24 protein-coding genes are annotated in these 26,470 nt (G+C 67.8%); 10 read left to right on the top strand and 14 right to left on the bottom strand.

Features of this window, described 5'->3' with window-relative positions:
- Window positions 1–60 precede the first annotated feature (60 nt).
- The 3 genes from GWK25_RS41915 to GWK25_RS41905 all read right to left on the bottom strand — a co-directional run bounded on the left by GWK25_RS41915 (window position 61) and on the right by GWK25_RS41905 (window position 3,237).
- Window positions 61–1,350 (bottom strand): MFS transporter, encoded by a 1,290-nt coding sequence (locus tag GWK25_RS41915; RefSeq protein WP_215456932.1) that lies wholly within the window; start codon window positions 1,348–1,350, stop codon window positions 61–63.
- Between the two features lie 79 nt (window positions 1,351–1,429).
- Window positions 1,430–2,512, bottom strand: a complete 1,083-nt coding sequence (locus GWK25_RS41910; protein WP_184906379.1) for an inositol-3-phosphate synthase — start codon at window positions 2,510–2,512, stop codon at window positions 1,430–1,432.
- Between the two features lie 44 nt (window positions 2,513–2,556).
- A complete protein-coding gene (locus GWK25_RS41905) occupies window positions 2,557–3,237 on the bottom strand; it encodes a PadR family transcriptional regulator (protein ID WP_215456931.1) in 681 nt (226 codons plus the stop codon).
- A 373-nt stretch (window positions 3,238–3,610) separates the two neighbouring features.
- Here GWK25_RS41905 and GWK25_RS41900 point away from each other — a divergent pair, with 373 nt between their 5' ends.
- On the top strand, window positions 3,611–6,274 hold the full coding sequence (locus tag GWK25_RS41900; RefSeq protein WP_215456930.1) for a transglycosylase domain-containing protein: 2,664 nt from the start codon (window positions 3,611–3,613) through the stop codon (window positions 6,272–6,274).
- A 193-nt stretch (window positions 6,275–6,467) separates the two neighbouring features.
- Window positions 6,468–7,970, top strand: coding sequence for a glycosyltransferase family 87 protein (locus GWK25_RS41895; protein WP_374200680.1), 1,503 nt, complete (start codon window positions 6,468–6,470; stop codon window positions 7,968–7,970).
- A gap of 153 nt (window positions 7,971–8,123) precedes the next feature.
- Here GWK25_RS41895 and GWK25_RS41890 read toward each other — a convergent pair whose 3' ends face one another.
- From GWK25_RS41890 to GWK25_RS41880, 3 genes are all read right to left on the bottom strand, one after another.
- Window positions 8,124–9,155 (bottom strand): alanine racemase, encoded by a 1,032-nt coding sequence (locus GWK25_RS41890; RefSeq protein WP_033530670.1) that lies wholly within the window; start codon window positions 9,153–9,155, stop codon window positions 8,124–8,126.
- A gap of 65 nt (window positions 9,156–9,220) precedes the next feature.
- Window positions 9,221–10,342, bottom strand: a complete 1,122-nt coding sequence (gene femX / locus GWK25_RS41885) for a peptidoglycan bridge formation glycyltransferase FemA/FemB family protein (RefSeq protein WP_215456924.1) — start codon at window positions 10,340–10,342, stop codon at window positions 9,221–9,223.
- 224 nt (window positions 10,343–10,566) lie between these two features.
- The gene (locus GWK25_RS41880; RefSeq protein WP_005482944.1) at window positions 10,567–10,881 is read right to left on the bottom strand and encodes a hypothetical protein; all 315 of its coding nucleotides are present in this window, start codon (window positions 10,879–10,881) and stop codon (window positions 10,567–10,569) included.
- A 262-nt stretch (window positions 10,882–11,143) separates the two neighbouring features.
- On the opposite strand from GWK25_RS41880, the gene rpsF reads away from it, so the two are divergent.
- From rpsF to rplI, 4 genes are all read left to right on the top strand, one after another.
- On the top strand, window positions 11,144–11,434 hold the full coding sequence (gene rpsF / locus GWK25_RS41875; protein ID WP_215456922.1) for a 30S ribosomal protein S6: 291 nt from the start codon (window positions 11,144–11,146) through the stop codon (window positions 11,432–11,434).
- Window positions 11,435–11,511: 77 nt separating this feature from the next.
- Window positions 11,512–12,099, top strand: coding sequence for a single-stranded DNA-binding protein (locus GWK25_RS41870; protein ID WP_215456920.1), 588 nt, complete (start codon window positions 11,512–11,514; stop codon window positions 12,097–12,099).
- A gap of 82 nt (window positions 12,100–12,181) precedes the next feature.
- The gene (gene rpsR, locus GWK25_RS41865; protein ID WP_003949403.1) at window positions 12,182–12,418 is read left to right on the top strand and encodes a 30S ribosomal protein S18; all 237 of its coding nucleotides are present in this window, start codon (window positions 12,182–12,184) and stop codon (window positions 12,416–12,418) included.
- Between the two features lie 18 nt (window positions 12,419–12,436).
- On the top strand, window positions 12,437–12,883 hold the full coding sequence (gene rplI, locus GWK25_RS41860; protein ID WP_184906394.1) for a 50S ribosomal protein L9: 447 nt from the start codon (window positions 12,437–12,439) through the stop codon (window positions 12,881–12,883).
- 133 nt (window positions 12,884–13,016) lie between these two features.
- Here rplI and GWK25_RS41855 read toward each other — a convergent pair whose 3' ends face one another.
- The gene (locus tag GWK25_RS41855) at window positions 13,017–14,363 is read right to left on the bottom strand and encodes an MATE family efflux transporter (RefSeq protein WP_374200679.1); all 1,347 of its coding nucleotides are present in this window, start codon (window positions 14,361–14,363) and stop codon (window positions 13,017–13,019) included.
- A gap of 449 nt (window positions 14,364–14,812) precedes the next feature.
- Between GWK25_RS41855 and dnaB the strand changes: the two genes are divergently transcribed.
- Both dnaB and GWK25_RS41845 read left to right on the top strand, forming a co-directional pair.
- Window positions 14,813–16,288 carry a replicative DNA helicase gene (gene dnaB, locus GWK25_RS41850; RefSeq protein ID WP_184906398.1) on the top strand — a complete coding sequence of 492 codons (1,476 nt, stop codon included), beginning with the start codon at window positions 14,813–14,815 and terminating at the stop codon, window positions 16,286–16,288.
- Between the two features lie 50 nt (window positions 16,289–16,338).
- Window positions 16,339–17,724, top strand: coding sequence for a serine hydrolase (locus GWK25_RS41845; protein ID WP_215456914.1), 1,386 nt, complete (start codon window positions 16,339–16,341; stop codon window positions 17,722–17,724).
- A gap of 81 nt (window positions 17,725–17,805) precedes the next feature.
- On the opposite strand, the gene GWK25_RS41840 is transcribed toward GWK25_RS41845, so the two are convergent.
- Together GWK25_RS41840 and GWK25_RS41835 are read right to left on the bottom strand one after the other, a co-directional pair.
- On the bottom strand, window positions 17,806–18,258 hold the full coding sequence (locus GWK25_RS41840) for a GNAT family N-acetyltransferase (protein WP_215456912.1): 453 nt from the start codon (window positions 18,256–18,258) through the stop codon (window positions 17,806–17,808).
- Between the two features lie 9 nt (window positions 18,259–18,267).
- Window positions 18,268–18,726 (bottom strand): MarR family winged helix-turn-helix transcriptional regulator, encoded by a 459-nt coding sequence (locus GWK25_RS41835; RefSeq protein ID WP_215456910.1) that lies wholly within the window; start codon window positions 18,724–18,726, stop codon window positions 18,268–18,270.
- Window positions 18,727–18,866: 140 nt separating this feature from the next.
- On the opposite strand from GWK25_RS41835, the gene GWK25_RS41830 reads away from it, so the two are divergent.
- The gene (locus GWK25_RS41830; RefSeq protein ID WP_215456908.1) at window positions 18,867–20,078 is read left to right on the top strand and encodes an MFS transporter; all 1,212 of its coding nucleotides are present in this window, start codon (window positions 18,867–18,869) and stop codon (window positions 20,076–20,078) included.
- A gap of 27 nt (window positions 20,079–20,105) precedes the next feature.
- Here the strand turns inward: GWK25_RS41830 and GWK25_RS41825 are convergent, their stop codons facing one another.
- Window positions 20,106–20,972: a GNAT family N-acetyltransferase gene (locus tag GWK25_RS41825; protein ID WP_215456906.1), complete on the bottom strand. Its 867-nt coding sequence runs from the start codon at window positions 20,970–20,972 to the stop codon at window positions 20,106–20,108.
- Window positions 20,973–21,603: 631 nt separating this feature from the next.
- Here GWK25_RS41825 and GWK25_RS41820 point away from each other — a divergent pair.
- Entirely contained in the window at window positions 21,604–23,055 is a 1,452-nt protein-coding gene (locus GWK25_RS41820) for a globin domain-containing protein (RefSeq protein ID WP_374200678.1), read from the top strand.
- Window positions 23,056–23,129: 74 nt separating this feature from the next.
- Here GWK25_RS41820 and GWK25_RS41815 read toward each other — a convergent pair whose 3' ends face one another.
- From GWK25_RS41815 to GWK25_RS41800, 4 genes are all read right to left on the bottom strand, one after another.
- Complete coding sequence (locus GWK25_RS41815) at window positions 23,130–23,612, bottom strand: NUDIX domain-containing protein (RefSeq protein ID WP_033530680.1); 483 nt, start codon at window positions 23,610–23,612, stop codon at window positions 23,130–23,132.
- Window positions 23,613–23,735: 123 nt separating this feature from the next.
- The gene (locus GWK25_RS41810) at window positions 23,736–24,641 is read right to left on the bottom strand and encodes a LysR family transcriptional regulator (protein WP_215456901.1); all 906 of its coding nucleotides are present in this window, start codon (window positions 24,639–24,641) and stop codon (window positions 23,736–23,738) included.
- 188 nt (window positions 24,642–24,829) lie between these two features.
- On the bottom strand, window positions 24,830–25,975 hold the full coding sequence (locus GWK25_RS41805) for a cystathionine gamma-lyase (protein ID WP_215456898.1): 1,146 nt from the start codon (window positions 25,973–25,975) through the stop codon (window positions 24,830–24,832).
- Entirely contained in the window at window positions 25,972–26,463 is a 492-nt protein-coding gene (locus GWK25_RS41800) for a low molecular weight protein-tyrosine-phosphatase (protein ID WP_215456896.1), read from the bottom strand. The genes GWK25_RS41805 and GWK25_RS41800 overlap by 4 nt, the downstream gene beginning before the upstream one ends.
- Between the last annotated feature and the right edge of the window lie 7 nt (window positions 26,464–26,470).

Raw genomic sequence — 26,470 nt, 5'->3', positions numbered from 1 at the left:
ATGCGATGTTTCACGTGAAACAGAGAGCGATGTTTCACGTGAAACATCGCTCGTTCCGCATCAGCGCTGCTGCATCACACCGAAGCGGGCCATGGCCACAGCGATCGATCCGTAGATCACCGCAACAGTGATCACGAGAGCGGCCGAGCGGCCGTCTGGTGGGAGCATCAGGGCGGCCACGGCAGCGGCGCCGACGAAGGCGATGTTGAACAGGACGTCGTACAGGGAGAAGATCCGGCCCCGGTATCCATCCTCGACCGACGACTGGACGATCGTGTCCGTCGAGATCTTCGCCCCCTGTGTGACCAGACCCAGGACGAACGCCGCGATCAGTATGGGCACTTCCGTGAAGGGCAGGCCAAGTGCCGGTTCCAGCACGGCGGCGGCCGCGGAGCAGGCGACGATCCACAGGCCGGGGCCCAGCCGGCCTGCGGCCCAGGGCGTGATCACCGCCGCTGTAAAGAATCCCGCTCCCGAGATGCCCACGGCGAGACCGAGGAGGGCGAGCCCTTCCTCGGAGTCGGACACGCCGGAGCTGTCGGACGACCAGGCGTAACGGCAGAGCATGAGCACCATGACCGTCAGGGCGCCGTAGCAGAACCGCATCAGCGTCATCGAGGCCAGGGCCCACGCAGCCGCCCGCCGGCCAGGCTCGGCGAGATGCCGTACACCCGCTGCCAGACCTCGCGCGGTGCCGGCCAGGGCGGCGCCCAGTCGTGGCTGCACCAGCTCGGGATCCGGGCCCAGCAGTTCTCGGGTGATACGCAGCGAGGCCAGCGCCGAACACAGATAGAGGCCAGCACCCAGGAGGACCACTGCGGCGTCGGATTCCGACGCCGCCAGGCGTACGACGAAGGCGAGTCCGCCGCCGGCGGTCGCGGCGAGCGTCCCGGCTGTCGGTGAGAGCGAGTTGGCGACCACGAGGCGGTCGGCGTCCACCACTCGGGGCAGTGCGGCGGAGAGGCCTGCCAGGACGAAGCGATTGACCGCCGTGACGCAGAGCGCGGAGACGTAGAAGAGCCAGTCGGGCACATGGGCCAGGATCAGGACTGCCGTCACCGAAGCCAGGAGAGCGCGGAGCAGGTTTCCGTACAGCAGCACCTGGCGTCGTCGCCAACGGTCGAGCAGGACGCCGGCGAAGGGGCCGACGAGGGAGTACGGAAGAAGGAGGACCGCCATCGCGGAGGCAATCGCGGCTGCCGACGTCTGCTTCTCGGGTGAGAAGACGACGTACGTGGCCAGCGCGACCTGATAGACGCCGTCGGCTCCCTGGGACAGCAGCCGTACCGCGAGCAGACGCCGGAAGTCCCGGAAACGGAGCAGGACGCGCAGGTCGCGCACGACGGACATGGGGCACAGCCTCACATACGGGGAGGGTCCCCGGAGCGCCTGCCCCGGGGACCCTCAACGGCCCACTACGAGCGCGTGGTCAGCGCTCGACCTCGCCCTTGATGAACTTTTCGACGTTCTCACGGGCCTGGTCGTCGAAGTACTGCACCGGCGGGGACTTCATGAAGTACGACGACGCCGACAGGATCGGGCCGCCGATGCCACGGTCCTTGGCGATCTTCGCGGCGCGCAGAGCGTCGATGATGACGCCGGCGGAGTTCGGGGAGTCCCAGACCTCGAGCTTGTACTCCAGGTTCAGCGGGACGTCACCGAAGGCGCGGCCCTCGAGACGGACGTACGCCCACTTGCGGTCGTCGAGCCAGGCGACGTAGTCCGACGGGCCGATGTGGACGTTCTTCTCGCCGAGCTCCCGGTCGGGGATCTGGGAAGTGACTGCCTGGGTCTTGGAGATCTTCTTCGACTCCAGGCGGTCACGCTCGAGCATGTTCTTGAAGTCCATGTTGCCGCCGACGTTCAGCTGCATCGTGCGGTCCAGGACCACGCCACGGTCCTCGAACAGCTTCGCCATGACGCGGTGTGTGATGGTGGCGCCCACCTGGGACTTGATGTCGTCACCGACGATCGGGACGCCCGCCTCGGTGAACTTGTCCGCCCACTCCTTGGTGCCGGCGATGAAGACCGGCAGGGCGTTGACGAAGGCGACCTTGGCGTCGATGGCGCACTGGGCGTAGAACTTCGCCGCGTCCTCGGAACCCACGGGCAGGTAGCAGACGAGGACATCGACCTGCTTGTCCTTGAGGACCTGCACCACGTCGACCGGAGCCTCGGCGGACTCCTCGATGGTCTCGCGGTAGTACTTGCCGAGGCCGTCCAGCGTGTGGCCGCGCTGCACGGTCACACCGGTGCTCGGCACGTCGCAGATCTTGATCGTGTTGTTCTCGGAGGCGCCGATGGCGTCCGCGAGGTCCAGACCGACCTTCTTGGCGTCGACGTCGAAGGCGGCGACGAACTCCACGTCACGGACGTGGTAGTCCCCGAACTGCACGTGCATGAGACCCGGGACCTTGGACGCCGGGTCGGCGTCCTTGTAGTACTCGACTCCCTGCACCAGCGACGCTGCGCAGTTGCCCACGCCGACGACGGCTACGCGAACCGAACCCATTCCGGTTGCTCCCTGTGTGTACGAGTGAGGTCCTGGCAGGGACCTCACGTGGTGGTGTCGCCGGGCGCATCCGGACCGGGGGCGTCCCCGGTCCGGGGCAGGGCGCCCGGCGCTCCCTCTGTGGTGTCGCGAGCGGGCTCTCCGTGGCCGGGACCCTTCAGGTCCCGGCCCGCCCGCTCGCTCTCGATGAGCTCGTTCAGCCAGCGCACTTCGCGCTCCACGGACTCCATCCCGTGGCGCTGGAGCTCAAGCGTGTAGTCGTCGAGGCGCTCGCGGGTGCGCGTCAGAGAGACGCGCATCTTCTCCAGCCGTTCTTCCAAACGGCTGCGACGGCCCTCCAGGACGCGCATCCGCACATCCCGGGAGGTCTGCCCGAAGAACGCGAAACGAGCGGCGAAGTGCTCGTCCTCGTAGGCGTCGGGACCCGTCTGCGAGAGCAGCTCCTCGAAGTGCTCCTTACCTTCCGCCGTCAACCGGTAGACGATCTTGGCGCGGCGACCCGTGAGCGGGACGGCGGCAGCATCCTCCGGGGTACTGGCCGGTTCCTCGATCAACCAGCCGTTGGCGACCAGCGTCTTGAGGCAGGGGTAGAGCGTCCCGTAGCTGAAGGCCCGGAACACGCCCAACGACGTGTTGAGTCGTTTGCGCAGCTCATAGCCGTGCATCGGGGCTTCGCGGAGCAGGCCGAGGACGGCGAACTCGAGTATCCCGGAGCGCCGGCTCATCGTCGCCTCCCGTCTCCCGCTGGCCCTGTCGGCACGCTGTATGCCGAGCTGATGTATCGACTCGATACATCACGACGATAGAACGCCCCTACGGATGCGACAAGTGGGGATCCGGTGAACGGGGTCACATCACCAATTAGTAGGAAGCAAGTTGCCTGATTTGGGATGAAGTTAAGTGCCCGGTGGGTTTGGGCGGTGCGTAGTCTGTGCGGCATGCACACCACCGGGAACCGAGTGACGTATGAGCACGTCGTCGTCCTGGGTGCGGTACGGATGAATGGCTACACGACCGCATCCGTACTTCGGGGGGACCGGAAACCAGCCGCCGTTTCCAGGCGCGCACGGATGCGCCTGCCCGAGGAGTAGTCGTTCGATGAGCGAGCACCGTCGCAAACCGCCGCAGCCGCAGGGAGGCGGACGTGCCGCGGCCCGACGCGGCCAGTCGGCGTCCTCCGGTCGCCGCGCGGCACCGCGGGGCGCCACCGGGTCACTTTCCGATACCTATGGTGCGGGAGGTGAGGAGTCCCCGTACGAGGGCCGCGCGGCTACGCGACGTGCGGCGCAGAGAAGCACCGGCGTGGGTGCGGGCGGTGGCCGTCGTAGAACGGCCGAGCCCGCAGGGCGTGGGCCGGGTCGTGGCCGAGGGCGCGCCGCTCCACCTGGCAAACAGCGCTTTATCGACTATCCGCGCGCCGGCAAGTACGGGGCGATGCGGTGGGTGCCCTCCTGGCGCCAGGTGACAGGGCTGTTCATCGGTTTCTTCGGCTGCCTCGTGGCGGCCGCGGGCATCGGATACGCAGTGGTGGCGGTACCCGACCCGGCTCAGGCCGCGACGGCGCAGAACAACGTCTACTACTGGTCGGACGGCTCGCAGATGGTCGCGACGGGTGGCGAGGTCAACCGCCAGATCATCGCGTACGAGAAGATCCCCAAGGCGATGCGCTACGCCGTCATGTCGGCCGAGAACAAGACGTTCGAGACCGACAGCGGCGTCGACCCGATGGGAATCGCCCGTGCCGTCGTCAACATGGCCAAGGGCGGTCAGACGCAGGGTGGCTCGACCATCACCCAGCAGTACGTGAAGAACGCCATGCTCGACGACCAGTCGCAGACGCTGTCCCGGAAGGTGAAGGAACTCTTCATCTCGGTGAAGGTGGGCGCCTCCGTCGACAAGGACGAGATCATGCGCGGCTACCTGAACACGGCCTACTTCGGCCGTGGCGCCTATGGTCTCCAGGCGGCCGCCCGTACCTACTTCGGCAAGGACGCGGAGAAGCTCAACCCCAGCGAGTGCGCCTTTCTCGCCGCGGTGCTCAAGGGTGCCACGTACTACGACCCGGCGGGTGCGACGTCGATCGACCCGGCCGCCACGCCGGATGCCAACACCAAGCGTGCCACGGAACGCTGGAGCTGGATCCTCAACGAGATGGTCAAGGACAAGCATCTGTCCGCGGCCGAGGCGGCCAAGTACCCCAACTTTCCCAAGATCCAGCGTCCCCGCTCCAACGCACAGCTCGGCGGGCAGATCGGCTACCTGGTCGACACAGCCAAGGGCTACATCCTCAACAACACCGACATCACGCAGAAGCAGCTCGAGCAGGGCGGCTACGAGATCCACACGACCTTCGACAGGAAGAAGGTCAAGGAACTCGAAAAGGCCGTGACGAAGGTCCGCAAGGAGAACATCAAGCCGGACCTGCGCCCGAAGACCGACACTCACGTGCAGTTCGGTGGCGCGTCGGTGAATCCGAAGTCGGGCGCCATCGAGGCGATCTACGGTGGCGTGGACGCCACCAAGCACTTCACCAACAACGCCGACGTCACCGGAGCGCAGGTCGGCTCGGTGTTCAAGCCCTACGTCCTGGCGGCGGCCATGACCTGGGGCAAGCGCGACCCGGACCTCGATCCGGACCAGGCGCAGGACGAACGGACCATCGTCTCGCCGAAGAGTCTCTACAGCGGTAAGAACAACCTCAAGATCAGGGACTACAACGGCGACATCTGGACCAACGAAGAGGGCGAGGAGTGGCTGCAGGCCAACGACGGCGACGAGTCGTACGGCAGCCCGCCGAAGTACCAGATCGATCTCCGTGAGGCGATGCGAGTCTCGGCGAACTCCCCGTACGTCCAGCTGGGCATGGACGTCGGCCTGGACCGGGTGAAGGAGGCGGCCATGGAGGCAGGCCTCAAGGAGGGCAGCCTCACGGGCACGAGCTTCCCGTCCTTCTCGATCGGTATCTCCGACCCGAGTGCGATCCGTATGGCGGGCTCGTACGCGACCTTCGCGGCGAGTGGCAAGCAGAACGAGCCGTTCTCGGTGAAGTCCGTCGAGTACGAGGGGCTGACCCGGTTCGACCACGACGACATCGCCGACACCAAGCGGGCCTTCACCTCGGAGGTCGCCGACAACGTGACCGACGTCCTCAAGACCGTCGTCGACGAGGGAACTGGTACGTCGGCTCAGCTGCCCGGCCGCGAGGTGGCGGGCAAGACCGGCACCACCGACGGCAACAAGTCGGCCTGGTTCGTCGGGTACACCCCGCAGTTGTCGACGGCGATCAGCATGTATCGCATGGACGACGACGAGTCGAACAAGAACCGCACGTTCCTGGAGATGTACGGCACGGGTGGCCAGGAGACGATCCACGGCGCCTCGTTCCCGGCCGAGATCTGGCACGACTACATGGAGGACGCGCTCAGGGGCCAGCCGGCGGAGGACTTCCCGGAGCCGGAGCCGATCGGTGTCATCGTCAACGAGGACCCGGACCCGACGCCGACCCCGACGGTGACCGAGTCGGAGGAGGAGTCGCCCGAGCCGAGCCCGACGCCCACCGAGAGCGAGGCTCTGCCCTCGCCGACCCCCAGCGAGACCTGCCGCAACCCGTTCAACCCCAACTGCGAGGAGACCGGCGGTACCGACACGGGTGGCACGGACACCGGTGGAATCGATGGCGGGGTGACCGCCTCGCCTACGGAGTCGGAGGACGATTCGAGAGGCAATCAGAACGGCGGGCTCTTCGGAGGCAACGAAGGCTAGCTCCCCGCCCGGCAGAATCTGTTTCACGTGAAACATGGGCCACCGCACCGACCAGGTGCGGTGGCCCATGCCGTATCCCGCCCGAACACGATGAAGAAGCGGTCCATGTTTCACGTGAAACATGGACCGCCGGACACAACGGGATGCGGTGGTCCTCGGTGTATCCCTAGGTGCGTACGGCAGGATGTGCGGCATGCCCAGTGCAGCAGAGACGACGCGAGTGAGCACGGACGAACCGGAGCCGGTGCGGCCCACCAAGGAGGACGAGGTCGCTGCGAACGGCAGTGAGCTGATCGGCGGCCCGATCGGGCGCCGAGCGCTGCTCGGCACGTCCTGGTGGACGCCGGTGCGGGTCGTCGCACTGGTGGCCATCGGCATGTTCGCGCTGGGCATGGTGCAGAAGCTGCCCTGCTACGACGGCGCCTGGTTCTTCGGGGCCAGCTCCCAGTACACGCACGCCTGCTACTCGGACATCCCGCATCTGTACCAGGGCCGTGGCTTCGCGGACGGCCTCGTACCGTACTTCGACAAGATCCCCGGCGACATGGAGTACCTGGAGTACCCGGTACTGACCGGCGTGTTCATGGAGGTCGCCGCCTGGCTCACCCCCGGCAGCGGCACCATCCAGGACCAGGAGCAGTGGTACTGGATGGTCAACGCCGGGATGCTGATGGTGTGTGCGGCGGTCATCGCGGTCTGCTGCGCGCGCATTCACCGCCGGCGCCCGTGGGACGGCCTTCTGGTGGCCCTCGCGCCCGCATTCGCCCTGACCGCCACCATCAACTGGGACCTCCTGGCGGTGGCCCTGCTGGCCGCCGCGATGCTGATGTGGTCGCGTCGGCGCCCCCTCGCCTTCGGTGTGCTGATCGGGCTCGCCACGGCCGCCAAGTTCTACCCGTTCCTGGTGCTCGGACCGCTCTTCGTGTTGTGCTGGCGAGCGGGCAAGTGGCGCGCGTTCGCGACCGCGCTGCTCGGGGCCGTCGGGGCCTGGCTCGCGGTGAACCTCCCGGTGATGCTGCTGGCACCTGACGGATGGTCGAAGTTCTACCGTTTCAGCCAGGAGCGCGGTGTGGACTTCGGTTCGTTCTTCCTTGTCATCTCGCAACGGCTCAACATCCAGATCACCGCCGAGACGGCGAACGCGTACGCGATGGTCTCGATGGTGATCGTCTGCGCCGGCATCGTCGCGCTCACGCTCACTGCCCCACGCCGCCCCCGCTTCGCGCAGCTCGCCTTCCTGATCGTCGCGGCCTTCATCCTGACCAACAAGGTCTACTCGCCGCAGTACGTGCTCTGGCTGGTCCCGCTCGCCGCCCTGGCCCGGCCCCGCTGGCGGGACTTCCTGATCTGGCAGGCCTGCGAGGTGGCCTACTTCCTGGGGATCTGGATGTATCTCGCCTACACGACCAGCGGAGACGCTCACAAGGGTCTGCCTGCCGAGGGCTACCAACTCGCCATCATGGCCCACCTGTTGGGCACGCTCTATCTGTGTGTCGTCGTCGTGTGCGACATCTTCATGCCCGAACGGGACGTGGTGCGCAGGGCCGGTGACGACGATCCCTCCGGAGGAGTCCTCGACGGCGCGGAGGATCTCCATGTGTTCGGTGCGGCCGCCCGACCTCCGAGGCACGCGATGCCCTTCGAAGGGCCTCAGGTCGAGTGGGGAGGTAGTGGCCCGGGTGGTGGTTCGCTCTGAGCGAACAGAGCGGGAGAGGCGCTCCTGGGACGACGCGGGGCGAATGACAGACGCGAAAGGCCGTACACGACATCGCGTGTACGGCCTTTCGTATGCGACCTTGCGGAGCTGATCTGCTCGGCGCCCGGCTCCTCCGCCCTCGGGGGCGGGGTATCAGCGGTCGACGATCCGGTCGAACTGCGTGGTGGTGTGTCGCAGATGGGCCACGAGTTCCTCGCCGACCTTCGGCTCCGGGGCGTCCGACGGTACGAAGAGGATCGACACCTGCATGTGTGGAGGCTCGGCGAACCAGCGCTGCTTGCCGCCCCATACGAAAGGAGAAAGGTTCCGGTTGACCGTGGCGAGGCCCGCCCGGGCGACGCCCTTGGCGCGCGGCATGACGCCGTGCAGGGCCTTCGGGGCCTCCAGACCCACTCCGTGCGACGTACCGCCCGCCACGACGACCAGGAAGCCGTCGGAGGCCGCCTTCTGCTGCCGGTAGCCGAAACGGTCCCCCTTGGCGACGCGGGTGACATCCAGCACCGCACCGCGGTACTCGGTCGCCTCGTGGTCGCCCAGCCACAGCCGTGTGCCGATGCGGGCACGGAAGCGGGTCTGCGGGAACTGCTGCTGGAGGCGGATGAGGTCCTCGGACTTGAGGTGGCTGACGAACATGGTGTGCAGCGGCAGACGAGCCGCCCGGAGCCGGTCCATCCAGCCGATGACCTCCTCGACGGCGTCCGAGCCGTCGGTGCGGTCCAGTGGCAGGTGGATGGCGAAGCCCTCCAGGCGCACGTTCTCTATGGCCGCGTGGAGCTGGGGCAGTTCCTGCTCGCTCACCCCGTGCCGCTTCATCGAGGACATGACCTCGATGACGACGCGGGCACCCACGAGGCCGTACACGCCGTCGACCGACGACACGGAGCGGATGACGCGGTCGGGCAGGGGGACGGGCTCTTCGGCGCGCCGGTAGGGGGTCAGCACCAGCAGGTCGCCGCTGAACCAGTCCTTGATCCGGGCGGCCTCGTACGTGGTGCCGACGGCGAGGATGTCCGACCCGAGACGCGTGGCCTCTTCCGCCAGCTTCTCGTGCCCGAAGCCGTAGCCGTTGCCCTTGCAGACGGGGACGAGTCCCGGGAACTGCTCCTGAACGTGCTTGTGGTGTGCCCGCCAGCGCGCGGTGTCGACGTACAGCGTGAGCGCCATGGACGGTCCCGGAACCTTTCTCGTGGCTGCGGTGTATCAGAGGTATGGAAGCAAAAACGGGGATGTCAGCGGCGCGACATGTAGATGTCGAGCGCCTTGTGGAGCAGCTTGTTCAGCGGGAAGTCCCACTCACCGAGGTACTCGGCGGCCTGTCCGCCCGTGCCCACCTTGAACTGGATCAGGCCGAAGAGGTGATCGGTCTCGTCCAGCGAGTCGGAGATGCCTCGCAGGTCGTAGACGGTCGCGCCGAGGGCGTAGGCGTCGCGCAGCATGCGCCACTGCATCGCGTTCGACGGCCGGACCTCACGACCGATGTTGTCCGAGGCGCCGTAGGAGTACCAGACGTGTCCGCCGACGACGAGCATGGTCGCTGCAGAGAGGTTCACGCCGTTGTGCCGGGCGAAATAGAGCCGCATGCGGTTGGGGTCCTCGGTGTTGAGGGCCGTCCACATGCGCTGGAAGTACGACAGCGGGCGGGGCCTGAAGCGGTCGCGCACGGCCGTGATCTCGTACAGCCGCTGCCATTCCTCCAGGTCGTGGTAGCCGCCCTGGACGACCTCGACCCCGGCCTTCTCGGCCTTCTTGATGTTGCGGCGCCACAGCTGGTTGAAGTTCTTGTGGACCTCTTCCAGGGACCGGTTGGCGAGGGGCACCTGGTAGACGTAGCGCGGTTGTACGTCACCGAAGCCGGCCCCGCCGTCCTCTCCCTGCTGCCAGCCCATGCGGCGCAGCTTGTCGGCGACCTCGAAGGCCCGCGGTTCGATGAAGTCGGCCTCGATGTCGCGCAGGCGCTTCACGTCCGGGTTCTGGATGCCCGCCTTGATGGAGGTGGCCTCCCAGCGCCGGATGATCACCGGCGGGCCCATCTTCACCGAGAAGGCGCCCTGGTGCTTGAGGTGCGCGAGCATCGGCTCCAGCCAGTCGGTCAGGTTCGGCGCGAACCAGTTGATGACCGGACCTTCAGGCAGATACGCGAGGTAACGCTTGATCTTGGGAAGCTGGCGGTACAGCACCAGGCCGGCGCCGACCATCTCGCCTGTCCTGTCGTCGAACCACCCGAGGCTCTCGGAGCGCCACTCGGCCTTGACGTCGGCCCAGGCCGGGACCTGCATGTGGCTAGCCGAGGGCAGGCTCTGGATGTATGCCAGATGCTGCTCACGGCTGATCGTCCTCAGGGTCAGGCTCATTCGGGGCGCTCCTCGGGCTGGTGTGTCCCCATGGGTACAGGGGCTCCGGCTCTCGCGCCGAAGCCTACTGCGCCCTGCGGGCGCCCCGAATGGCTGTATGGAACCTGGAGCCCGCCCAGCACGTGGTCAGGACGTCAGGTGGTGTTATTCGGCCGCTTGGTCCGATGTGAGACCACGGACAGCATGGGGCACCGTCCGTCGACTGTTCGACCGGGGCCGCGGTGTCAGCCGATGACTCCGCCGAAGAGACCCCCGTGGGCCATGCCGAGGAAGAATCCGACGGCCGAGGCACCGAGACCCACGATCAGGCCGAAGCGCTCACGGGTCGTCTCCGAGATGAACTGCCCGTACGCGCCGGTCAGAATCCCCACCAGGCCCGTCCAGGAACTGAGCAGGTGCAGATGGTGGAACATCGCTGTGATGAAAGAGACCGCCCCGAGCACGAGCGTCACGGCCAGCAGGGTGTCCTGCACTGGGTGAGGCTTGTCGTCGGTGGCGAACAGGGAGCCGGCGATGTTGGGTCGCAATGTCTGTGCCATGGGGCACCTCCTGCGGAAGGCGGCGCATCGTAGCGCCATACACACCCGATGTGTACAGATTGACGGTCACCGCCACTTGATTTCAACCGGAAGCGGGTGTGCGGGTAGTCTGTACCGTCTGCACCGGTGTCTGCCCAGGCCATGACAGGGATCCCCTCGGGACCCCCGATTGTCAGTGGCTGCCGATACCGTTGCGTACGCATCACAACCCTCCTGCCACGGAACGACCGTGGCCGTTGAGTCCAAAGGAGGTGGGTTCCACATGCGTCACTACGAGGTGATGGTCATCCTCGACCCCGATCTGGAGGAGCGCGCTGTCGCCCCCCTGATCGAGAACTTCCTCTCCGTCGTCCGTCAGGGCAACGGAAAGGTCGAGAAGGTCGACACCTGGGGCCGTCGTCGTCTCTCGTACGAGATCAAGAAGAAGCCTGAGGGCATCTACTCGGTCATCGACCTGCAGGCCGAGCCTGCGGTCGTCAAGGAGCTCGACCGCCAGATGAACCTGAACGAGTCGGTCCTCCGGACCAAGGTCCTCCGCCCCGAGACCCACTGAGCCTTCTCGCTCAGTCGGTCCCGGGATCCGAGTAGCAGCACAAGCAGCCAGCAGCAAACCCGCCGAGAGGTACCCCCATGGCAGGCGAGACCGTCATCACGGTCGTCGGCAATCTTGTCGACGACCCCGAGCTGCGCTTCACCCCTTCCGGTGCGGCGGTCGCGAAGTTCCGTGTCGCGTCCACCCCTCGCACCTTCGACCGTCAGACCAATGAGTGGAAGGACGGCGAGAGCCTGTTCCTGACCTGCTCGGTCTGGCGTCAGGCGGCGGAGAACGTCGCCGAGTCGCTCCAGCGAGGCATGCGCGTCATCGTGCAGGGCCGGCTGAAGCAGCGGTCCTACGAGGACCGTGAGGGCGTCAAGCGCACGGTCTATGAGCTGGACGTCGAGGAAGTCGGCGCCAGCCTGCGCAGTGCCACGGCCAAGGTCACCAAGACCGCCGGCGGTGCCGGCCGCGGTGGCCAGGGCGGTTACGGCGGCGGTGGCGGTGGCGGCCAGGGTGGCGGCGGCTGGGGCGGTGGCCCCGGTGGCGGTCAGCAGGGCGGCGGCGCTCCCGCCGACGACCCGTGGGCCAGCGGCGCTCCCGCCGGTGGTAACCAGGGTGGCGGCGGCTGGGGCGGAAGCTCCGGCGGCGGTGGCGGCTACTCGGACGAGCCCCCCTTCTAAGCCCTCGTGGCCGGGATCACCGGTCTCCGAGGTCGAGGGCGGGGCCGTACCCCAAACTTCTTGATCACACAGGAGAAACACCATGGCGAAGCCGCCTGTGCGCAAGCCGAAGAAGAAGGTCTGCGCTTTCTGCAAGGACAAGGTCACGTACGTGGACTACAAGGACACGAACATGCTGCGGAAGTTCATTTCCGACCGCGGTAAGATCCGTGCCCGCCGCGTGACCGGCAACTGCACGCAGCACCAGCGTGACGTCGCCACGGCCGTCAAGAACAGCCGTGAGATGGCGCTGCTGCCCTACACGTCCACCGCGCGATAAGGGAAGGGTGACCGACACATGAAGATCATCCTCACCCACGAGGTCTCCGGCCTCGGCGCTGCCGGCGACGTCGTCGACGTCAAGGACGGCTACGCTCGCAACTACCTGATCCCGCGGAAGTTCGCGATCCGCTGGACCAAGGGCGGCGAGAAGGACGTCGAGCAGATCCGTCGTGCTCGCAAGATCCACGAGATCCAGACCATCGAGCAGGCCAACCAGATCAAGGGCCAGCTCGAGGCCGTCAAGGTTCGTCTGGCCGTCCGCTCCGGCGACGCCGGTCGTCTCTTCGGTTCCGTCACCCCGGCCGACATCGCTTCCGCGATCAAGGCTTCCGGTGGCCCCGAGGTCGACAAGCGCCGCATCGAGCTGGCTGCTCCGATCAAGACGCTGGGCGCTCACGAGACGTCCGTGCGTCTGCACCCCGAGGTTGCCGCCAAGGTCAACATCGAGGTCATCGCGGCCTAAGCGTCGCGCTCGCTGAAGCGATGTATGGGGCCGCACCCTGCCAAGGGTGCGGCCCCATATGCGTGACGCGGCGATGTTTCACGTGAAACGGAGCGGACTTCGACCTGTTCTCGGCGCGGGCCTCGCCCAGAACTCAGCGCGTCGCACCTGTGACGATCCAGAGCCCGGACCGGGACCGCAGCCACAGGGTCAGCATGCGGGTCGCCATCATCAGCGCCATGGCACCCCAGAGCGCGGTCAGACCACCACCGAAGGTGGGGACGAGCAGCGCGGTCGGGACGAAGACCGCCAGGGTGAGGAGCATGGCCCGGGCCAGATAGGGGCTGTCTCCCGCGCCCATCAGTACTCCGTCGAGCACGAAGACGACGCCGGAGATCGGCTGCGCGAGCGCCACCACGACCAGAGCGGGCAGTGCCGCTTCCTGGACTGACGGATCGCTCGTGAAGAGCGGGATGAACAGGGGACGGGCGGCGACCACCAGGAGTCCGAGCAGGGAACCCGTGGCGACTCCCCACTGGACCATCCGGCGGCAGGCATCGCGGGCTCCTTGGGCGTCGCCCGCGCCGAGGTAGCGACCGATGATGGCCTGTCCGGCGATGGCGATCGCGTCCAGGGCGAAGGCGAGCAGGCTCCAGAGCGAGAGGATGATCTGGTGTGCCGCGATGTCCTCGTCCCCGAGCCTGGCGGCCACCGCGGTGGCGATCATGAGGATCGCCCGCAGCGAGAGCGTACGGACCAGCAGGGGCACCCCCGCCTGGGCCGAGGCCCGTATGCCGGCGATGTCCGGGCGCAGCGAGGCGCCGTGTCTGTGGGCGCCGCGGATCACGACCCAGAGGTACGCGGCAGCCATGCCGAGTTGGGCGATGACCGTGCCCCAGGCGGATCCTGCGATACCGAGGTCGGCACCGTAGACGAGGCCCGCGTTGAGAGCACCGTTGGCGACGAAGCCCACCACGGCGACGTACAGCGGTGTCTTCGTGTCCTGGAGACCACGCAGGACGCCTGTGGCGGCGAGTACGACGAGCATGGCGGGGATGCCGAGGGCCGAGATCCGCAGATAGGTCGTGGCATGGGGAGCCGCCGTGTCCGAGGCCCCGAAGAGGGAGACGAGGGTGGGGGCCATGGGGACGACGACGGAGACGACTGCCGCTCCCAGCAGCAGGGCCAGCCAGATACCGTCCAGCCCCTGACGGATGGCGGCCCGTAGATCTCCGGCTCCCACACGGCGGGCGACGGCGGCCGTGGTGGCGTAGGCGAGGAAGACGAAGACGCTCACCGCGGTGACGAGGAGGGCCGAGGCGACCCCGAGACCGGCCAGTTGTGCGGTGCCGAGGTGGCCGACGACGGCGGTGTCGACCATGAGGAAGAGCGGCTCCGCGACGAGCGCGCCGAAGGCCGGAACGGCCAGCATGATGATCTCTCGATCGTGCCGACGCCGGGTGGCCTTGGTGGTCTCGGAAGCCTGTGTCATGAGCACCAATCTAATCTTCCACAGGTAAGAGATGCAAAGCACTTGCAGTCATTACATGTTCCCTGGTCGGGCGTGTTCTCGTGCGCCGATCTCGATGATCTTGATCCCGTCGGGAAAGTTTTTCTTCTGCACAGCCGGTGGATGGTAAAGGCGCAGGTCAGGATGGTGGTGAACAGGTGGCCAGGGTCTTTTTCACAGGCCTGTCCACCGAGTCGTGCACAGGTTTTGCGCAGTTCTCCACAGCATCTGGGCCGTCGTCCACATGGCCTGTGGATAACCAGATTGGCTGACGGTGCCGACGGGCCTACGGTGGTGCGGCGCCCACTCCCTGGCTGATCGCGGAAACCTCGCAAAACCGACGCGCCAGAACCGGAGTTGGGCCTCTCATTTGTCAGTGTCGTGCCGTAGAAATGGGAAGCACGGCGAGGTCCGCTCGGCGGACGGGAGGAGGTCGCTCGGTGAGCATTTCCGAGCCCCTGGACGACCCGTGGGCCGACAGCGGGCCCAGTGATCGTCTGCCCCCTTCCCGCCGACGTCCGGACGGCGACCGGAGCAGGGACGAGCGGCACGACCGGGGCCGGGACAACCGGGAGTGGGACGGCGGGGGCTCGGCCTTCGAACGCGTACCGCCGCAGGACCTCGACGCCGAGCAGTCCGTTCTCGGCGGCATGCTGCTGTCCAAGGACGCCATCGCCGATGTGGTCGAGATCCTCAAGGGCCCCGACTTCTACAAGCCGGCACACGAAACCATCTACCAGGCGATCCTCGACGTCTATGCCAAGGGCGAGCCGGCCGACCCCATCACCATCGCCGCGGAACTCACCAAGCGCGGCGAGATCACCAAGGTGGGCGGCGCCTCCTATCTGCACACGCTCGTCCAGACGGTGCCGACGGCGGCGAACGCCGAGTACTACGCGGAGATCGTCCATGAGCGCGCCGTCCTGCGCCGCCTGGTCGAGGCCGGCACCCGCATCACCCAGATGGGATACGCGGCCGACGATGACGTGGACGAGATCGTCAACAGGGCCCAGGCGGAGATCTTCGCGGTCACCGAGCAGCGCACGACCGAGGATTATCTGCCGCTCGGCGACATCATGGAGGGCGCGCTCGACGAGATCGAGGCGATCGGTTCGCGGTCGGGGGAGATGACCGGTGTGCCGACCGGCTTCACGGATCTCGACCAGCTGACCAACGGTCTGCACCCGGGTCAGATGATCATCATCGCGGCCCGTCCCGCCATGGGTAAGTCCACGCTGGCGCTGGACTTCGCGCGAGCCTGTTCCATCAAGCACAACATGCCGAGCGTGATCTTCTCGCTCGAGATGGGGCGAAACGAGATCGCGATGCGTCTGCTGTCTGCCGAGGCGCGCGTGGCCCTTCACCACATGCGCTCCGGCACGATGACCGACGAGGACTGGACGCGCCTGGCCCGCCGGATGCCGGACGTGTCGGCCGCGCCGCTCTACATCGACGACTCCCCGAACCTGTCGATGATGGAGATCCGCGCCAAGTGTCGGCGCTTGAAGCAGCGCAACGATCTGAAGCTCGTCATCATCGACTATCTGCAGCTCATGCAGTCCGGCGGCAAGCGGTCCGAGAGCCGTCAGCAAGAAGTCTCGGACATGTCGCGAAACCTGAAGCTGCTGGCCAAGGAGCTGGAGCTGCCGGTGATCGCCCTGTCACAGCTCAACCGTGGTCCCGAGCAGCGTACGGACAAGAAGCCCATGGTCTCCGACCTGCGTGAGTCGGGATCGATCGAGCAGGACGCGGACATGGTGATCCTGCTGCACCGCGAGGACGCCTACGAGAAGGAGTCGCCGCGGGCCGGGGAGGCCGACATCATCGTGGGCAAGCACCGTAACGGTCCGACGGCCACGATCACGGTCGCCTTCCAGGGCCACTATTCGCGATTCGTGGACATGGCACAGACCTGACCGGGCGAAATGCGCTCGACTCCCGGTGCCGGGCCCGGTGGACTGAGCGCATGACAACACCTCACGAAGAGCTGCTCGCCGCCACACGCCGGGCACTGTTGCACCGCATCGCCGTCGCCCAGACCGAGGGGCGGGCTCCGTCTCTGGTCGCCGCGGTGGTCCGGGGCGGGGAGATGGTGTGGAACGGGGCGCGGACCTCGGTGGCCGGGCACGGGCCGGACGTGAACGTGCAGTACCGGATCGGTTCGATCACCAAGACCTTCACCGCCGTTCTGGTCATGCGGCTGCGTGACGAGGGCGTGCTGGACCTCGGCGACCCGCTGGAGAAGTACCTGCCGGGGACAGGCGCGGGGGAGGCGACCATCGCCGAACTGCTCGCGCACACAGGGGGGCTGGCGGCGGAGTCCCCTTCGCCCTGGTGGGAGCGGACCTCGGGGTCCTTGCGCCCCGAGCTCGCCGACGTTCTCGGGGAGCAGCCCCATCGCCATCCCGTGGGCCGTCGCTTCCACTACTCCAACCCCGGGTTCACGCTGCTCGGTGCGCTCGTCGAGGAGCTGAGAGGTGCTCCCTGGGAAGAGGTCCTGCGACGCGAGGTGCTCGAACCCCTCGGCCTGCGCCGCACGACCTGGCACCCGGAGGCGCCGCACGCCGGTGGCTGGGCCGTGCACCCCTGGGCGGACGTGATGCTGCCTGAGCAGGTCGAGGACCTGGGCCGTATGGGGCCCGCCGGGCAACTCTGGTCCACGTCAGGTGACTTGGCGCGCTTCGCGGCCTTCCTGGCCAAGGGGGACGAGCGGGTGCTGAGCGCGGAGTCGGTCCTGGAGATGCGGACGCCGGCCGCGCCGGCGGAGGCCGCCGATGTGGCGGCCGGAGCGGCGTACGGGCTCGGGATGCAGTTGCAGCACCGTGACGGCCGGTTTCTCGTCGGTCACGGGGGCTCGGTGCCGGGTTTCCTCGCCCAGCTGACCATCAGTGTCGAGGACGATGTGGCAGCCGTGGTGCTGACCAACTGCACCTCCGGGCCGGTGGTGTCGGAGGTGGCCGCTGACCTCGTACGCATCGTGGCGGAGGCCGAGCCGCGGATGCCCGAGCCATGGCGGCCGCTGACCGAAGTGGACCGATCGGTCCTGGAGTTGGTCGGACCTTGGTACTGGGGGACGTACAGCTTCGTGTTGCGGCTCACCGCCGGGGGAGGTCTTTCGCTGGAGCCGCTCGCGGCGACCCTGCGCGGTGCTCGTTTCCGACGGAACGACGACGGCAGCTGGACGGGGCTCAACGGGTACTTCGCCGGAGAGCTCCTGCGGGCCGTACGAGGGCCCGACGGGGCCGTGAGCCACCTGGACCTCGGATCGTTCGTGTTCACGCGTCAGCCGTACGACGAGGGGGCTCCGGTGCCCGGCGGAGTGGATCCCGAGGGGTGGCGGGGGATCGCATAGCCCGTATCGGCGGCTGTGAGGGGCTCGTCTCGTGATGTTTCACGTGAAACACGATCCGACAGCCCCCTCACCGGCGCCGTCTCAGAGCGGCAGCTTGAAACCCACGTGGGTGGCCTGGAATCCGAGCCGCTCGTAGAAGCGGTGGGCTTCGGTCCGCGTGACATCGGACGTCAGCTGCACCAACTGACAGCCCTCAGCTCGTGATGAGTCGATCGCCCATTCGATGAGCTGTGTACCGAGTCCGGTGCCGCGCTCGTCGGCGTGCACCCGTACGCCTTCGATGATCGCGCGGGTGGAGCCGCGTCTGGAGAGCCCTGGCACGATCGTCAGTTGGAGTGTGCCGACGACACGGCCCTGACGAACGGCGACCACCACGTGTTGGTGGGGGTCATCAATGAGGCGCCCCAGGGCGGTGAGGTAGGGGGCCAGGTCGTCCGGTGACTCGCGCTGGGCGCCCAAGGGATCGTCGGCCAGCATCGCGACGATCTCCGGGACGTCGGCCTCGGTCGCCGGGCGAATGTCCAGATCTCCCATGCCCGCACCCTACGCGGACACGTTCAGCGACTCCACCACGCGGACGAGGGGGGCCAGTTCGGGGTTCTCGGCGGCCGCGTCCAGAGCCTCGCGCAGAGCCGCGTCATTGGTGGGGCGTGCTGCCGAGAGGAGTCGCAGACCCGCCTCGGAGACATCGGTGTAGATACCCCGACGGTCGGTCGGGCACAGATAGCGCGAGAGCAGTCCGCGATCCTCGAGCCGAGTGACCAGACGGGTGGTCGCGCTCTGGCTGAGGACGACCGCGTCGGCGACCTGCTTCATCTGCAGGTGCCCGCCCTCACCGTCGTGCTGGCGACTGAGCACATCGAGCAGCGAGTACTCACGCACACTCAGGTCGTGCCCGGCCTGAAGCGCGCGCTCGATGTGCGCCTCGATCCTCCCGTGCAACAGGGAGAGAGCGCACCAGCCCTGGGCGAGGGCGGTGAGCGCCGGATCTGTGGCTGTCATCGATCGTCCCTCCGTCCCGGACCGTCCTCCCCAGGATAGGCCAGTCCCGCAAGTGCCAGCAGGCGAAGATAGAGCGCGTATGCAACTATTGTGTACGCTGGTAAAGCGCTCATGCAGTCTTTTGGAAGGTGTCCGCCCTCATGCCTCTCGCGCTTCTGGCTCTTGCGATCGGGGCCTTCGGTATCGGTACGACCGAGTTCGTGATCATGGGAGTCCTGCCCGAGGTCGCCGACGATTTCGATGTCTCCATCCCGGCCGCGGGGTTCCTCGTGACCGGCTACGCACTCGGTGTCGTGCTCGGGGCGCCGATCATGACCGCCCTGGGCACGCGGGTGTCCCGCAAGCGCATGCTCATGCTGCTGATGGTCCTGTTCATCCTGGGCAATCTGCTCTCCACGCTCGCCCCCGCCTACTCCGTCATGCTCCTCGGGCGTGTGGTCGCCTCTCTGGCGCACGGGGCCTTCTTCGGTATCGGCTCGGTGGTCGCGGCCGACCTCGTCGCCCCGGACCGGAAGGCCGGTGCTCTCGCGATGATGTTCAGCGGCCTGACCGTCGCCAACGTCGTCGGTGTTCCCCTGGGCACGCTGATCGGACAGTCCGTCGGCTGGCGGGTCACTTTCGCTGCGGTCACGGCGCTGGGCGTCGTCGGGCTGCTGGGCATCGTCCGGCTGGTTCCCGAGATGCCCAGGCCGGAAGAGGTCCGCCTCAGGCACGAGCTGGCGGCGTTCAAGAACATCCAGGTGCTGCTGGCCATGGCGATGACGGTGCTGGGCTTCGGAGGGGTCTTCGCGGCAGTCACCTACGTCGCGCCCATGATGACGCGGGTCGCCGGCTTCGCCGACTCCTCCGTCACCTGGCTCCTCGTCCTCTTCGGCCTCGGAATGGTCGCCGGCAACCTGGTGGGCGGCAAATACGCGGACCGCGCGCTCATGCCCATGCTGTACGTGTCGCTGGGCGCCCTGGCTGTCGTCCTCGCCCTGTTCGCCTTCACCGCTCACGACAAGATCACGGCTGCTGTCACCCTCACGCTGGTGGGCGCACTCGGCTTCGCGACCGTGCCGCCGCTGCAGAAGAGGGTTCTCGACCAGGCGCACGGCGCACCCACCCTGGCCTCGGCCGTGAACATAGGTGCCTTCAACCTCGGCAACGCGCTCGCCGCCTGGCTCGGCGGCCTCGTCATCGACGCGGGCCTCGGCTACACGGCACCCAACTGGGTCGGTGCCGCTCTCGCCGTGAGCGCACTCGTGCTGGCTTTCGTCGCGGCTGCGCTGGAGCGCGGGGAGAGCGCCGTCGGCACGGGTGTCGCGCGATCTACGGGAGCGGACGCCCGGTCGGAACCTGCCCACCACTGACGGTCGGCGGGACGCGGAGTGCCAGCCTCAGCCCGCTGCCACGGTCAGTGGCGCATAGCGCCGTGCCCAGTCACCCGGCAGCTCGGAGATCCCGTACGTCATCACGGAGTTGAAGGCGATCGACGCCAGACCGCGGTCCTTCACCCAGGTCAGCAGTTCCTCGTGGCGCACGTCGATGTCGGTGCGCAACTGCATATCCGTATGGGCGGCGAGGGAAGTGATGAGCGCCTTCGCCACCTCGGTGTCACGGGCGATCAGCGGACCGACGACCTGGTTGTCGAGATTGGGCCAGGCGGCCGCGTATCCGATGATCTTGCCGTTCTCCTCCGCGACGCGCAGTTGGTCGGTGAACGCGGGGAGCCGGGTGAGGATGTGGGTGCGGTCCGTGCCGAAGACCTCTTCGTCGAGCCGAAGGATCGTGGTGAGATCCTCGGCCGTGGCCGGACGGGTGGAGACCGCAGGGGCCAGTCCGCCTGCCGTGAAGTGCCCACACACCATTTCGGCCCGTCCGGTGACCTTGAAGCCGAGCTCCTCGTAGAGCGGGCGTCCGTTCGGAGTGGCGTGCAGCGTCAGCGGTGTCGTACCCATCTCCGCGAGGACATGGCGCATCAGGCGACGGCCGATGCCCTGGCGGGAATACCGCTCGGCGACCAGGACCATCCCGATCGCTCCCAGAGCCGGGCGGCCCACCGGGCCGTACTCGGTGACCACGCAGGCGGTGATCAGCCCGCCCTCAGGGTCATCGATGCCGTATCCGGTGCCGGCCGACAGCAGGAGCCCCCACTTGTGCTCCTCGCGAGGCCAGCCCCGGTCCTCGGACAGGTCGGCGCAGGCGTTGAGATCGCGAGGCGTCAGACGGCGGATGGGCAGAACGCTTGGGGAAGGTGTCGGCACGCAGGTCAGGCTGTCCGACCCACGCCCCCTGCGTCCACTGGTTTGCTGCCGACGTGCGCTGTTCTGGCCATCTCGTGCACAACCAAACAGCGTGGGGGCGGATGTTTCACGTGAAACGTCCGTCTGCGGGCATACGCGCACAGGCGTGGCTGCGTATGCACTCGGCGGTGGGATCTGTGGGATGCCTATGAATGAGTATGGCGCGCCCGGTAATTGAAGGAATTGCTGATTCGCACCAGTTGTATTCCCGGTGCTGCCAGGGGGGACTTGTGTGTGACGGCCCTGCCGGTAGGGTCGAGTCCGGTTCGTGTCCGAAGCGAGATGCAGTTGTCTCATGGCGCGGGTGCGAACGCAGCTCAATGCAGCCTAACCGGACAGGGAGATCGAGAACCTGCGTTTGCCGCTACGAGGCGGGGGTGTTCGCACGCTGTGGAACGCTGCCGTGGGTGCTGCGGCGCACGTCACATCCCCATCTACTTGTCCGTACGGAGCGGGGTTCCGGGTTGAATGTGGCCGCATTGGTCGACGGGGAACGAACGGGGAATGCAAGGCCGTCCGCGGGGGAAACGTGCGACTTCCGGCTGGAGGACGTACGCAGATCGACCGAAAGATGCTCGAGGCGAGGCAGACCATGGACGCTCCGACCACCACGTCGGCCGGCAACGGTACTTCGGGGGACGCTGACGGAGGCGGTTGGTTCACGCCTCGCACATCGCCGCCGCTCCCTGGCGGGGACCAGGAATCAGACGGCAACCGCCTCGCAGGCCTGCGGCCCGTGGGCCGCTCCCAGGAGCCGCCGACCGGCGTGCGGCAGCACCGGGAAGGCGCGGCGCGGGAGCGAATACAGAGCGGCGTGGACCTTCCTCCCAGCGCCCCCCTCAGCCCTCCGCCCGCCCTGGACCACGGCCCCGAGCACTCCGTCTTCGACCCGCGTGTGCCGGACGAGCCCGCCGGACAGGCGGCGCCCCCCTCCCCCGACGCCGTTCTCATCCGGCGGACCATGGCCGAGGTCGGCCCTGTCGCCGACAAGGTCACCTCGTACTTCTACGCGCTGCTCTTCGTCCAGCACCCCGAACTGCGGTCGATGTTCCCCCCGGCCATGGACGCCCAGCGCGACCGCTTGCTCAAGGCACTGCTGACCGCTGCCGAGCACATCGACAACACTCCCGTCCTCGTCGACTACCTGCAGAACCTCGGCCGCGGACATCGCAAATACGGGACCCAGGCCGACCACTACCCGGCGGTCGGCGAGTGTCTGATCGGTGCGCTGAGCCGGTACGCCAAGGGGAGCTGGAACGAGGAGACCGAGGCCGCCTGGGTCAGGACGTACACGACGATCTCCCAGGTGATGATCGACGCGGCGGCCGCGGACGAGTTGCGTTCCCCGCCCTGGTGGCTCGCTGAGGTCGTCTCGCACGATCTGAGAACGGCGGACACGGCGGTCCTCACCGTCCGCCCCAACCAGCCGTACCCCTTTCTCGCCGGGCAGTACACGAGCCTGGAGACTCCCTGGTGGCCGCGGATCTGGCGGCACTACTCCTTCGCCTCGGCGCCCCGCTCGGACGGGTTGCTGTCGTTCCATGTGAAGGCCATCTCCGCGGGCTGGGTCTCCAACTCGCTGGTGCACCGGGCCCGGCCCGGTGACGTGCTGCGCCTGGGTCCGCCGGCCGGCGGTATGACCGTCGATCACAGCAGCGACAGCGGCCTGCTCTGTCTGGGCGGTGGCACCGGGATAGCGCCGATCAAGGCCATCGTGGAGGACGTGGCCGAACATGGGCGGCACCGCCCCGTCGAGGTCTTCTACGGTGCCCGCACGGGCCAGGACCTCTATGACCTGGACACGCTGCTACGGCTACAGCAGAGCAACTCGTGGCTCGAGGTCCGCCCGGTGGTGGACAAGCACGGACTGCTGCAGCTGCCCGACGCCATACGGGACCATGGGCCCTGGAACGGGTACGACGCCTACCTCTCCGGACCGCCCGGCATGATCCGCAGCGGTGTGGACGCCTTGAAGGCCGCCGGTATCTCCGCCGAGCGCATACACCACGACTCGGTGGAAGAACTGGTGGCGGCCGGGGACTGACACCCGGGACAAGCGGAGCGGCTGACGGCCGAGACCGAGCGAGCGGCTGGTCTCCGGCGGCCGTCCGCGGGCACTCAGCCGAGGTCGGGCGCGTGCATCGCCCGCACGCCCTCGATGTTCCCGTCCAGGTAGTGCCGCAGGGACAACGGGACGAGGTGTACGGAGGCGATGCCGACCCGGGTGAAGGGGATGCGCACGATCTCGTACTCCCCGAGTGGCTCGTCCACCTCGGGGCCATGTCGCTTGGAGGGGTCCATGGACTCCAGGCGACAGACGAAGAAGTGTTGGACCTTCACCCCGGTGGCGCCGCCGTCCTCACCGATGTGTTCGACGGTGTCCACGAAACAGGGCACGACGTCGGTGATCTTGGCGCCGAGTTCCTCGTGCACTTCGCGGTGGAGCGCGTCGACGACCGTGGTGTCCTCCGGCTCGACACCGCCGCCCGGCGTGAGCCAGTACGGATCCATGCCCGGCTTGGTCCGCTTGATCAGGATCAGGTCGTCGCCGTCGAGCAGCACGGCGCGGGCGGTGCGCTTGACCACGGGTCGTACGGTCATGGGAGAAATGTGGCCCCGCATGTTCCACGTGAAACATCGCCGGAGCGAGGAAGAGGGGCACCCCGGCGCTCACGGCCGGTCCGCGATCGGCACTCCCCTCCGCCCCGGGGTTGCAAGGCGGTCTCAGGACCAGTTCGCCGCGGTCTCCAGCAGCCACTCGTGGGCCCGCGCGATGTGCGGCATGGCCAGGGTGCCGGTACGGACCACCAGGAAATAGGTCCGCAACGGGGGCACGGCGGGTTCCAGGAGCGTGACGAGGTCACCGCGCTCCAGCGCGGAAGCGCACAGGTAGCGGGGGACCACGGCCAGTCCGGCGCCCGAGACCGCACAGCCTATGACCGCGCGCAGGTCCGGGACGACGACGGTCCCGGAGGCGGCGGGCCGGGCGTCGAAGACCGAGGCCCAGTAGCGGGCGATGAAGGGCAGTGACTCGTGTACCTCGACGAGGGGAAGCTCCTCCAGCGCGTGCGCCCCCTTGCGCCCTGGCCGGCCCGGACCGATCACGTCCGCCCAGTACGGGGCGGCGACCAGGACGTGCTCCTCGTCGCAGAGGGGTGCCGCGGTGAGCAGGGCGCCACGTGGCTGGGCGGTCGTGATGGCCAGGTCGTGGTGTCCGGCGGCGAGACCTTCCAGCGCCTCGTCCGAGTTTCCGAAGGAGACTCTCAGCGCGAAGCCCTGGCCGTCGTCGCCCTTCAGCTCGGTGAGCGCGGGCAGGGCCCGCTCGGCGGTGAACTCCGGAGGGCCGGCGAGATGGAGGGTCCGTAAGGACGAGTCGTCGTCGAGGCCGGTCTCGGCGATCTCGACCAGCGCGTCGAGATGAGGTGCCGCCTTGTGGGCGAGCTCGTCGCCGATGGTCGTCGGTGTCACCCCCCGGGCCCTGCGCAGGAAGAGCGGGCGGCCCAACTGGCGCTCCAGCGTGCGTATCTGGGAGGTGACGGCCGGCTGCGAAAGTCCGAGCAGGGCGGCGGCACGAGTGAAGGAACCGGCCCGGTGCACGGTCACGAACGTCCGCAGTAAGGCCAGATCCATGGTCGCCTCCCCACGCCGCCTCCGGAGCGCCCAACTATAAGTAAGTCGATAGGTTTCTGTCGCTACTGTGATTGGACACTGACACAGAGTCAACTAGCCTTGGTCGCGCGGTTCTTCGCGCGCGGAACCGGGGACGGTCCGAGCCACGAGGGGGGAGGCTCGGACCGTCCGTTGTACGTAGCGCGGTACTAGTCGGTAGCAACAGCGAGCGCGCGCAGCACGTCCGCCACGAGATCGTCCGTGTCCTCCGCGCCGGCCGAGAACCGGATGAAACCCTCCGGAACCGCGTCACCTCCCCAACGGCCGCGTCGCTCGGCGGTGGAGCGCACCCCGCCGAAGCTCGTGGCATCGTCCACGAGGCGCAGCGCGTCGAGGAAACGGTCGGCACGCGCGCGCGTGGGCAACTCGAACGACACCACACAGCCGTAGCGCCGCATCTGCTGCGAGGCGATCTTGTACGAGGGATCGTCGGGCAGCCCCGGATAGCGCACCCCGGTGACCTCGGGGCGGCCCTTGAGCGCCTCGGCCACCGACAGGGCGTTGACGTTCTGCCGTTCGGCACGCAGTTGGAGCGTGGCGAGCGAGCGGTGCGCGAGCCAGGCCTCCATCGGCCCCGGGATCGCTCCGACGATCTTGCGCCATCGCCTCACACCGGCCATCAGCGCAGGGTCGCGTCCGGCGACGTACCCGAGCAGGACGTCCCCGTGGCCGGTCAACTGCTTCGTTCCGCTGGCCACGGCGAAGTCGGCGCCGAGATCCAGCGGGCGCTGTCCGAGCGGTGTCGCCAGTGTGTTGTCGACGGCCACGAGACACCCTCGCGCGCGTGCCGCTTCGCTGAGCCGGCGCACGTCGCACACATCCAGCCCCGGGTTCGACGGTGTCTCGATCCACAGCAGCCTGGCGCCCTCCAAGGCGTCGAGCTGGGCGTCGCCGCCCGTCGGCGCGCTTCGCACCTCGACGCCGTACGACCGCAGCTGTTCACCGGCCAGCGGCAGGACGTTGTAGCCGTCGCTCGGCAGGACGATGACGTCCCCGGAGCGGACCTGGGAGAAGAGGACGGACGAGATGGCGGCCATGCCGGAGGCGAAGGCGACCGTCTCGACGTCGTCCTGCCCGGGGGCCTCCAGTTCGCCGATGGCGCGTTCCAGAAGCGTCCAGGTGGGGTTCTGGTCGCGTCCGTAGGCGTACGGGCCCGTGGGCTCGCCCGGCAGGTGGTAGTGGGCGGCGAAGACCGGTCCGGGGAGGGTGGGCTCGTGCTTGACGGGCTCGGGCAGGCCGGCGCGCACCGCGCGGGTGCCCTCGCCCGGGCGCGATTCGGGTTTCTCGGTGCTCATGCGGCCCCTACCTCCACCTTCTCCTGTACGGCGGCCAGCAGACCTGGGCTCGCGGCCTCCACGAGTTCCAGACACTCCTCGAATCCGTCCATGCCCCCGTAGTAGGGGTCCGGAACGTCGAGATCGTCCCCGGCAGCGGGGTCGTAGGAGCGCAGGAGGCGGACCTTGTCCGCGTCCGCCGCCGTCGGTGCGAGGCGACGCAGGGCTTCGAGGTGACTCTTGTCGAGGGCAATGACGAGGTCCAGGCGGGAGAACCACGAGACCTGGAACTGCCGGGCCGTGTGGAGGCCGTCGTAGCCGCTCGACTCCAGGACGGAGACCGCGCGCGGGTCGGCGGCGTCGCCTTCGTGCCAGCCCCCGGTGCCCGCGCTGTCGACCTCCACCAGCCCGCCGAGCCCCGCTTCTTCGACACGGGCGCGGAAGACGGCCTCGGCCATCGGGGAACGGCAGATGTTGCCGGTACAGACGAAGCAGACTCGGTACGTCATGGCGGAC

Origin of the sequence: Streptomyces sp. ATCC 21386, assembly GCF_018728545.1 — a bacterium.
Classification (GTDB): domain Bacteria; phylum Actinomycetota; class Actinomycetes; order Streptomycetales; family Streptomycetaceae; genus Streptomyces.
The sequence above is the reverse complement of the archived record's forward strand: the minus strand, read 5'-3'. Positions and strand labels throughout refer to the sequence as shown.

Bases quoted from the DNA above. Each gene is read 5' to 3' on its own strand.
- GWK25_RS41915 (WP_215456932.1), bottom strand. From the start codon at position 1,350: ATGTCCGTCGTGCGCGACCTGCGCGTCCTGCTCCGTTTCCGGGACTTC.
- GWK25_RS41910 (WP_184906379.1), bottom strand. From the start codon at position 2,512: ATGGGTTCGGTTCGCGTAGCCGTCGTCGGCGTGGGCAACTGCGCAGCG.
- GWK25_RS41905 (WP_215456931.1), bottom strand. From the start codon at position 3,237: ATGAGCCGGCGCTCCGGGATACTCGAGTTCGCCGTCCTCGGCCTGCTC.
- GWK25_RS41900 (WP_215456930.1), top strand. From the start codon at position 3,611: ATGAGCGAGCACCGTCGCAAACCGCCGCAGCCGCAGGGAGGCGGACGT.
- GWK25_RS41895 (WP_374200680.1), top strand. From the start codon at position 6,468: ATGCCCAGTGCAGCAGAGACGACGCGAGTGAGCACGGACGAACCGGAG.
- GWK25_RS41890 (WP_033530670.1), bottom strand. From the start codon at position 9,155: ATGGCGCTCACGCTGTACGTCGACACCGCGCGCTGGCGGGCACACCAC.
- femX (WP_215456924.1), bottom strand. From the start codon at position 10,342: ATGAGCCTGACCCTGAGGACGATCAGCCGTGAGCAGCATCTGGCATAC.
- GWK25_RS41880 (WP_005482944.1), bottom strand. From the start codon at position 10,881: ATGGCACAGACATTGCGACCCAACATCGCCGGCTCCCTGTTCGCCACC.
- rpsF (WP_215456922.1), top strand. From the start codon at position 11,144: ATGCGTCACTACGAGGTGATGGTCATCCTCGACCCCGATCTGGAGGAG.
- GWK25_RS41870 (WP_215456920.1), top strand. From the start codon at position 11,512: ATGGCAGGCGAGACCGTCATCACGGTCGTCGGCAATCTTGTCGACGAC.
- rpsR (WP_003949403.1), top strand. From the start codon at position 12,182: ATGGCGAAGCCGCCTGTGCGCAAGCCGAAGAAGAAGGTCTGCGCTTTC.
- rplI (WP_184906394.1), top strand. From the start codon at position 12,437: ATGAAGATCATCCTCACCCACGAGGTCTCCGGCCTCGGCGCTGCCGGC.
- GWK25_RS41845 (WP_215456914.1), top strand. From the start codon at position 16,339: ATGACAACACCTCACGAAGAGCTGCTCGCCGCCACACGCCGGGCACTG.
- GWK25_RS41840 (WP_215456912.1), bottom strand. From the start codon at position 18,258: ATGGGAGATCTGGACATTCGCCCGGCGACCGAGGCCGACGTCCCGGAG.
- GWK25_RS41835 (WP_215456910.1), bottom strand. From the start codon at position 18,726: ATGACAGCCACAGATCCGGCGCTCACCGCCCTCGCCCAGGGCTGGTGC.
- GWK25_RS41830 (WP_215456908.1), top strand. From the start codon at position 18,867: ATGCCTCTCGCGCTTCTGGCTCTTGCGATCGGGGCCTTCGGTATCGGT.
- GWK25_RS41820 (WP_374200678.1), top strand. From the start codon at position 21,604: ATGGACGCTCCGACCACCACGTCGGCCGGCAACGGTACTTCGGGGGAC.
- GWK25_RS41815 (WP_033530680.1), bottom strand. From the start codon at position 23,612: ATGACCGTACGACCCGTGGTCAAGCGCACCGCCCGCGCCGTGCTGCTC.
- GWK25_RS41810 (WP_215456901.1), bottom strand. From the start codon at position 24,641: ATGGATCTGGCCTTACTGCGGACGTTCGTGACCGTGCACCGGGCCGGT.
- GWK25_RS41805 (WP_215456898.1), bottom strand. From the start codon at position 25,975: ATGAGCACCGAGAAACCCGAATCGCGCCCGGGCGAGGGCACCCGCGCG.
- GWK25_RS41800 (WP_215456896.1), bottom strand. From the start codon at position 26,463: ATGACGTACCGAGTCTGCTTCGTCTGTACCGGCAACATCTGCCGTTCC.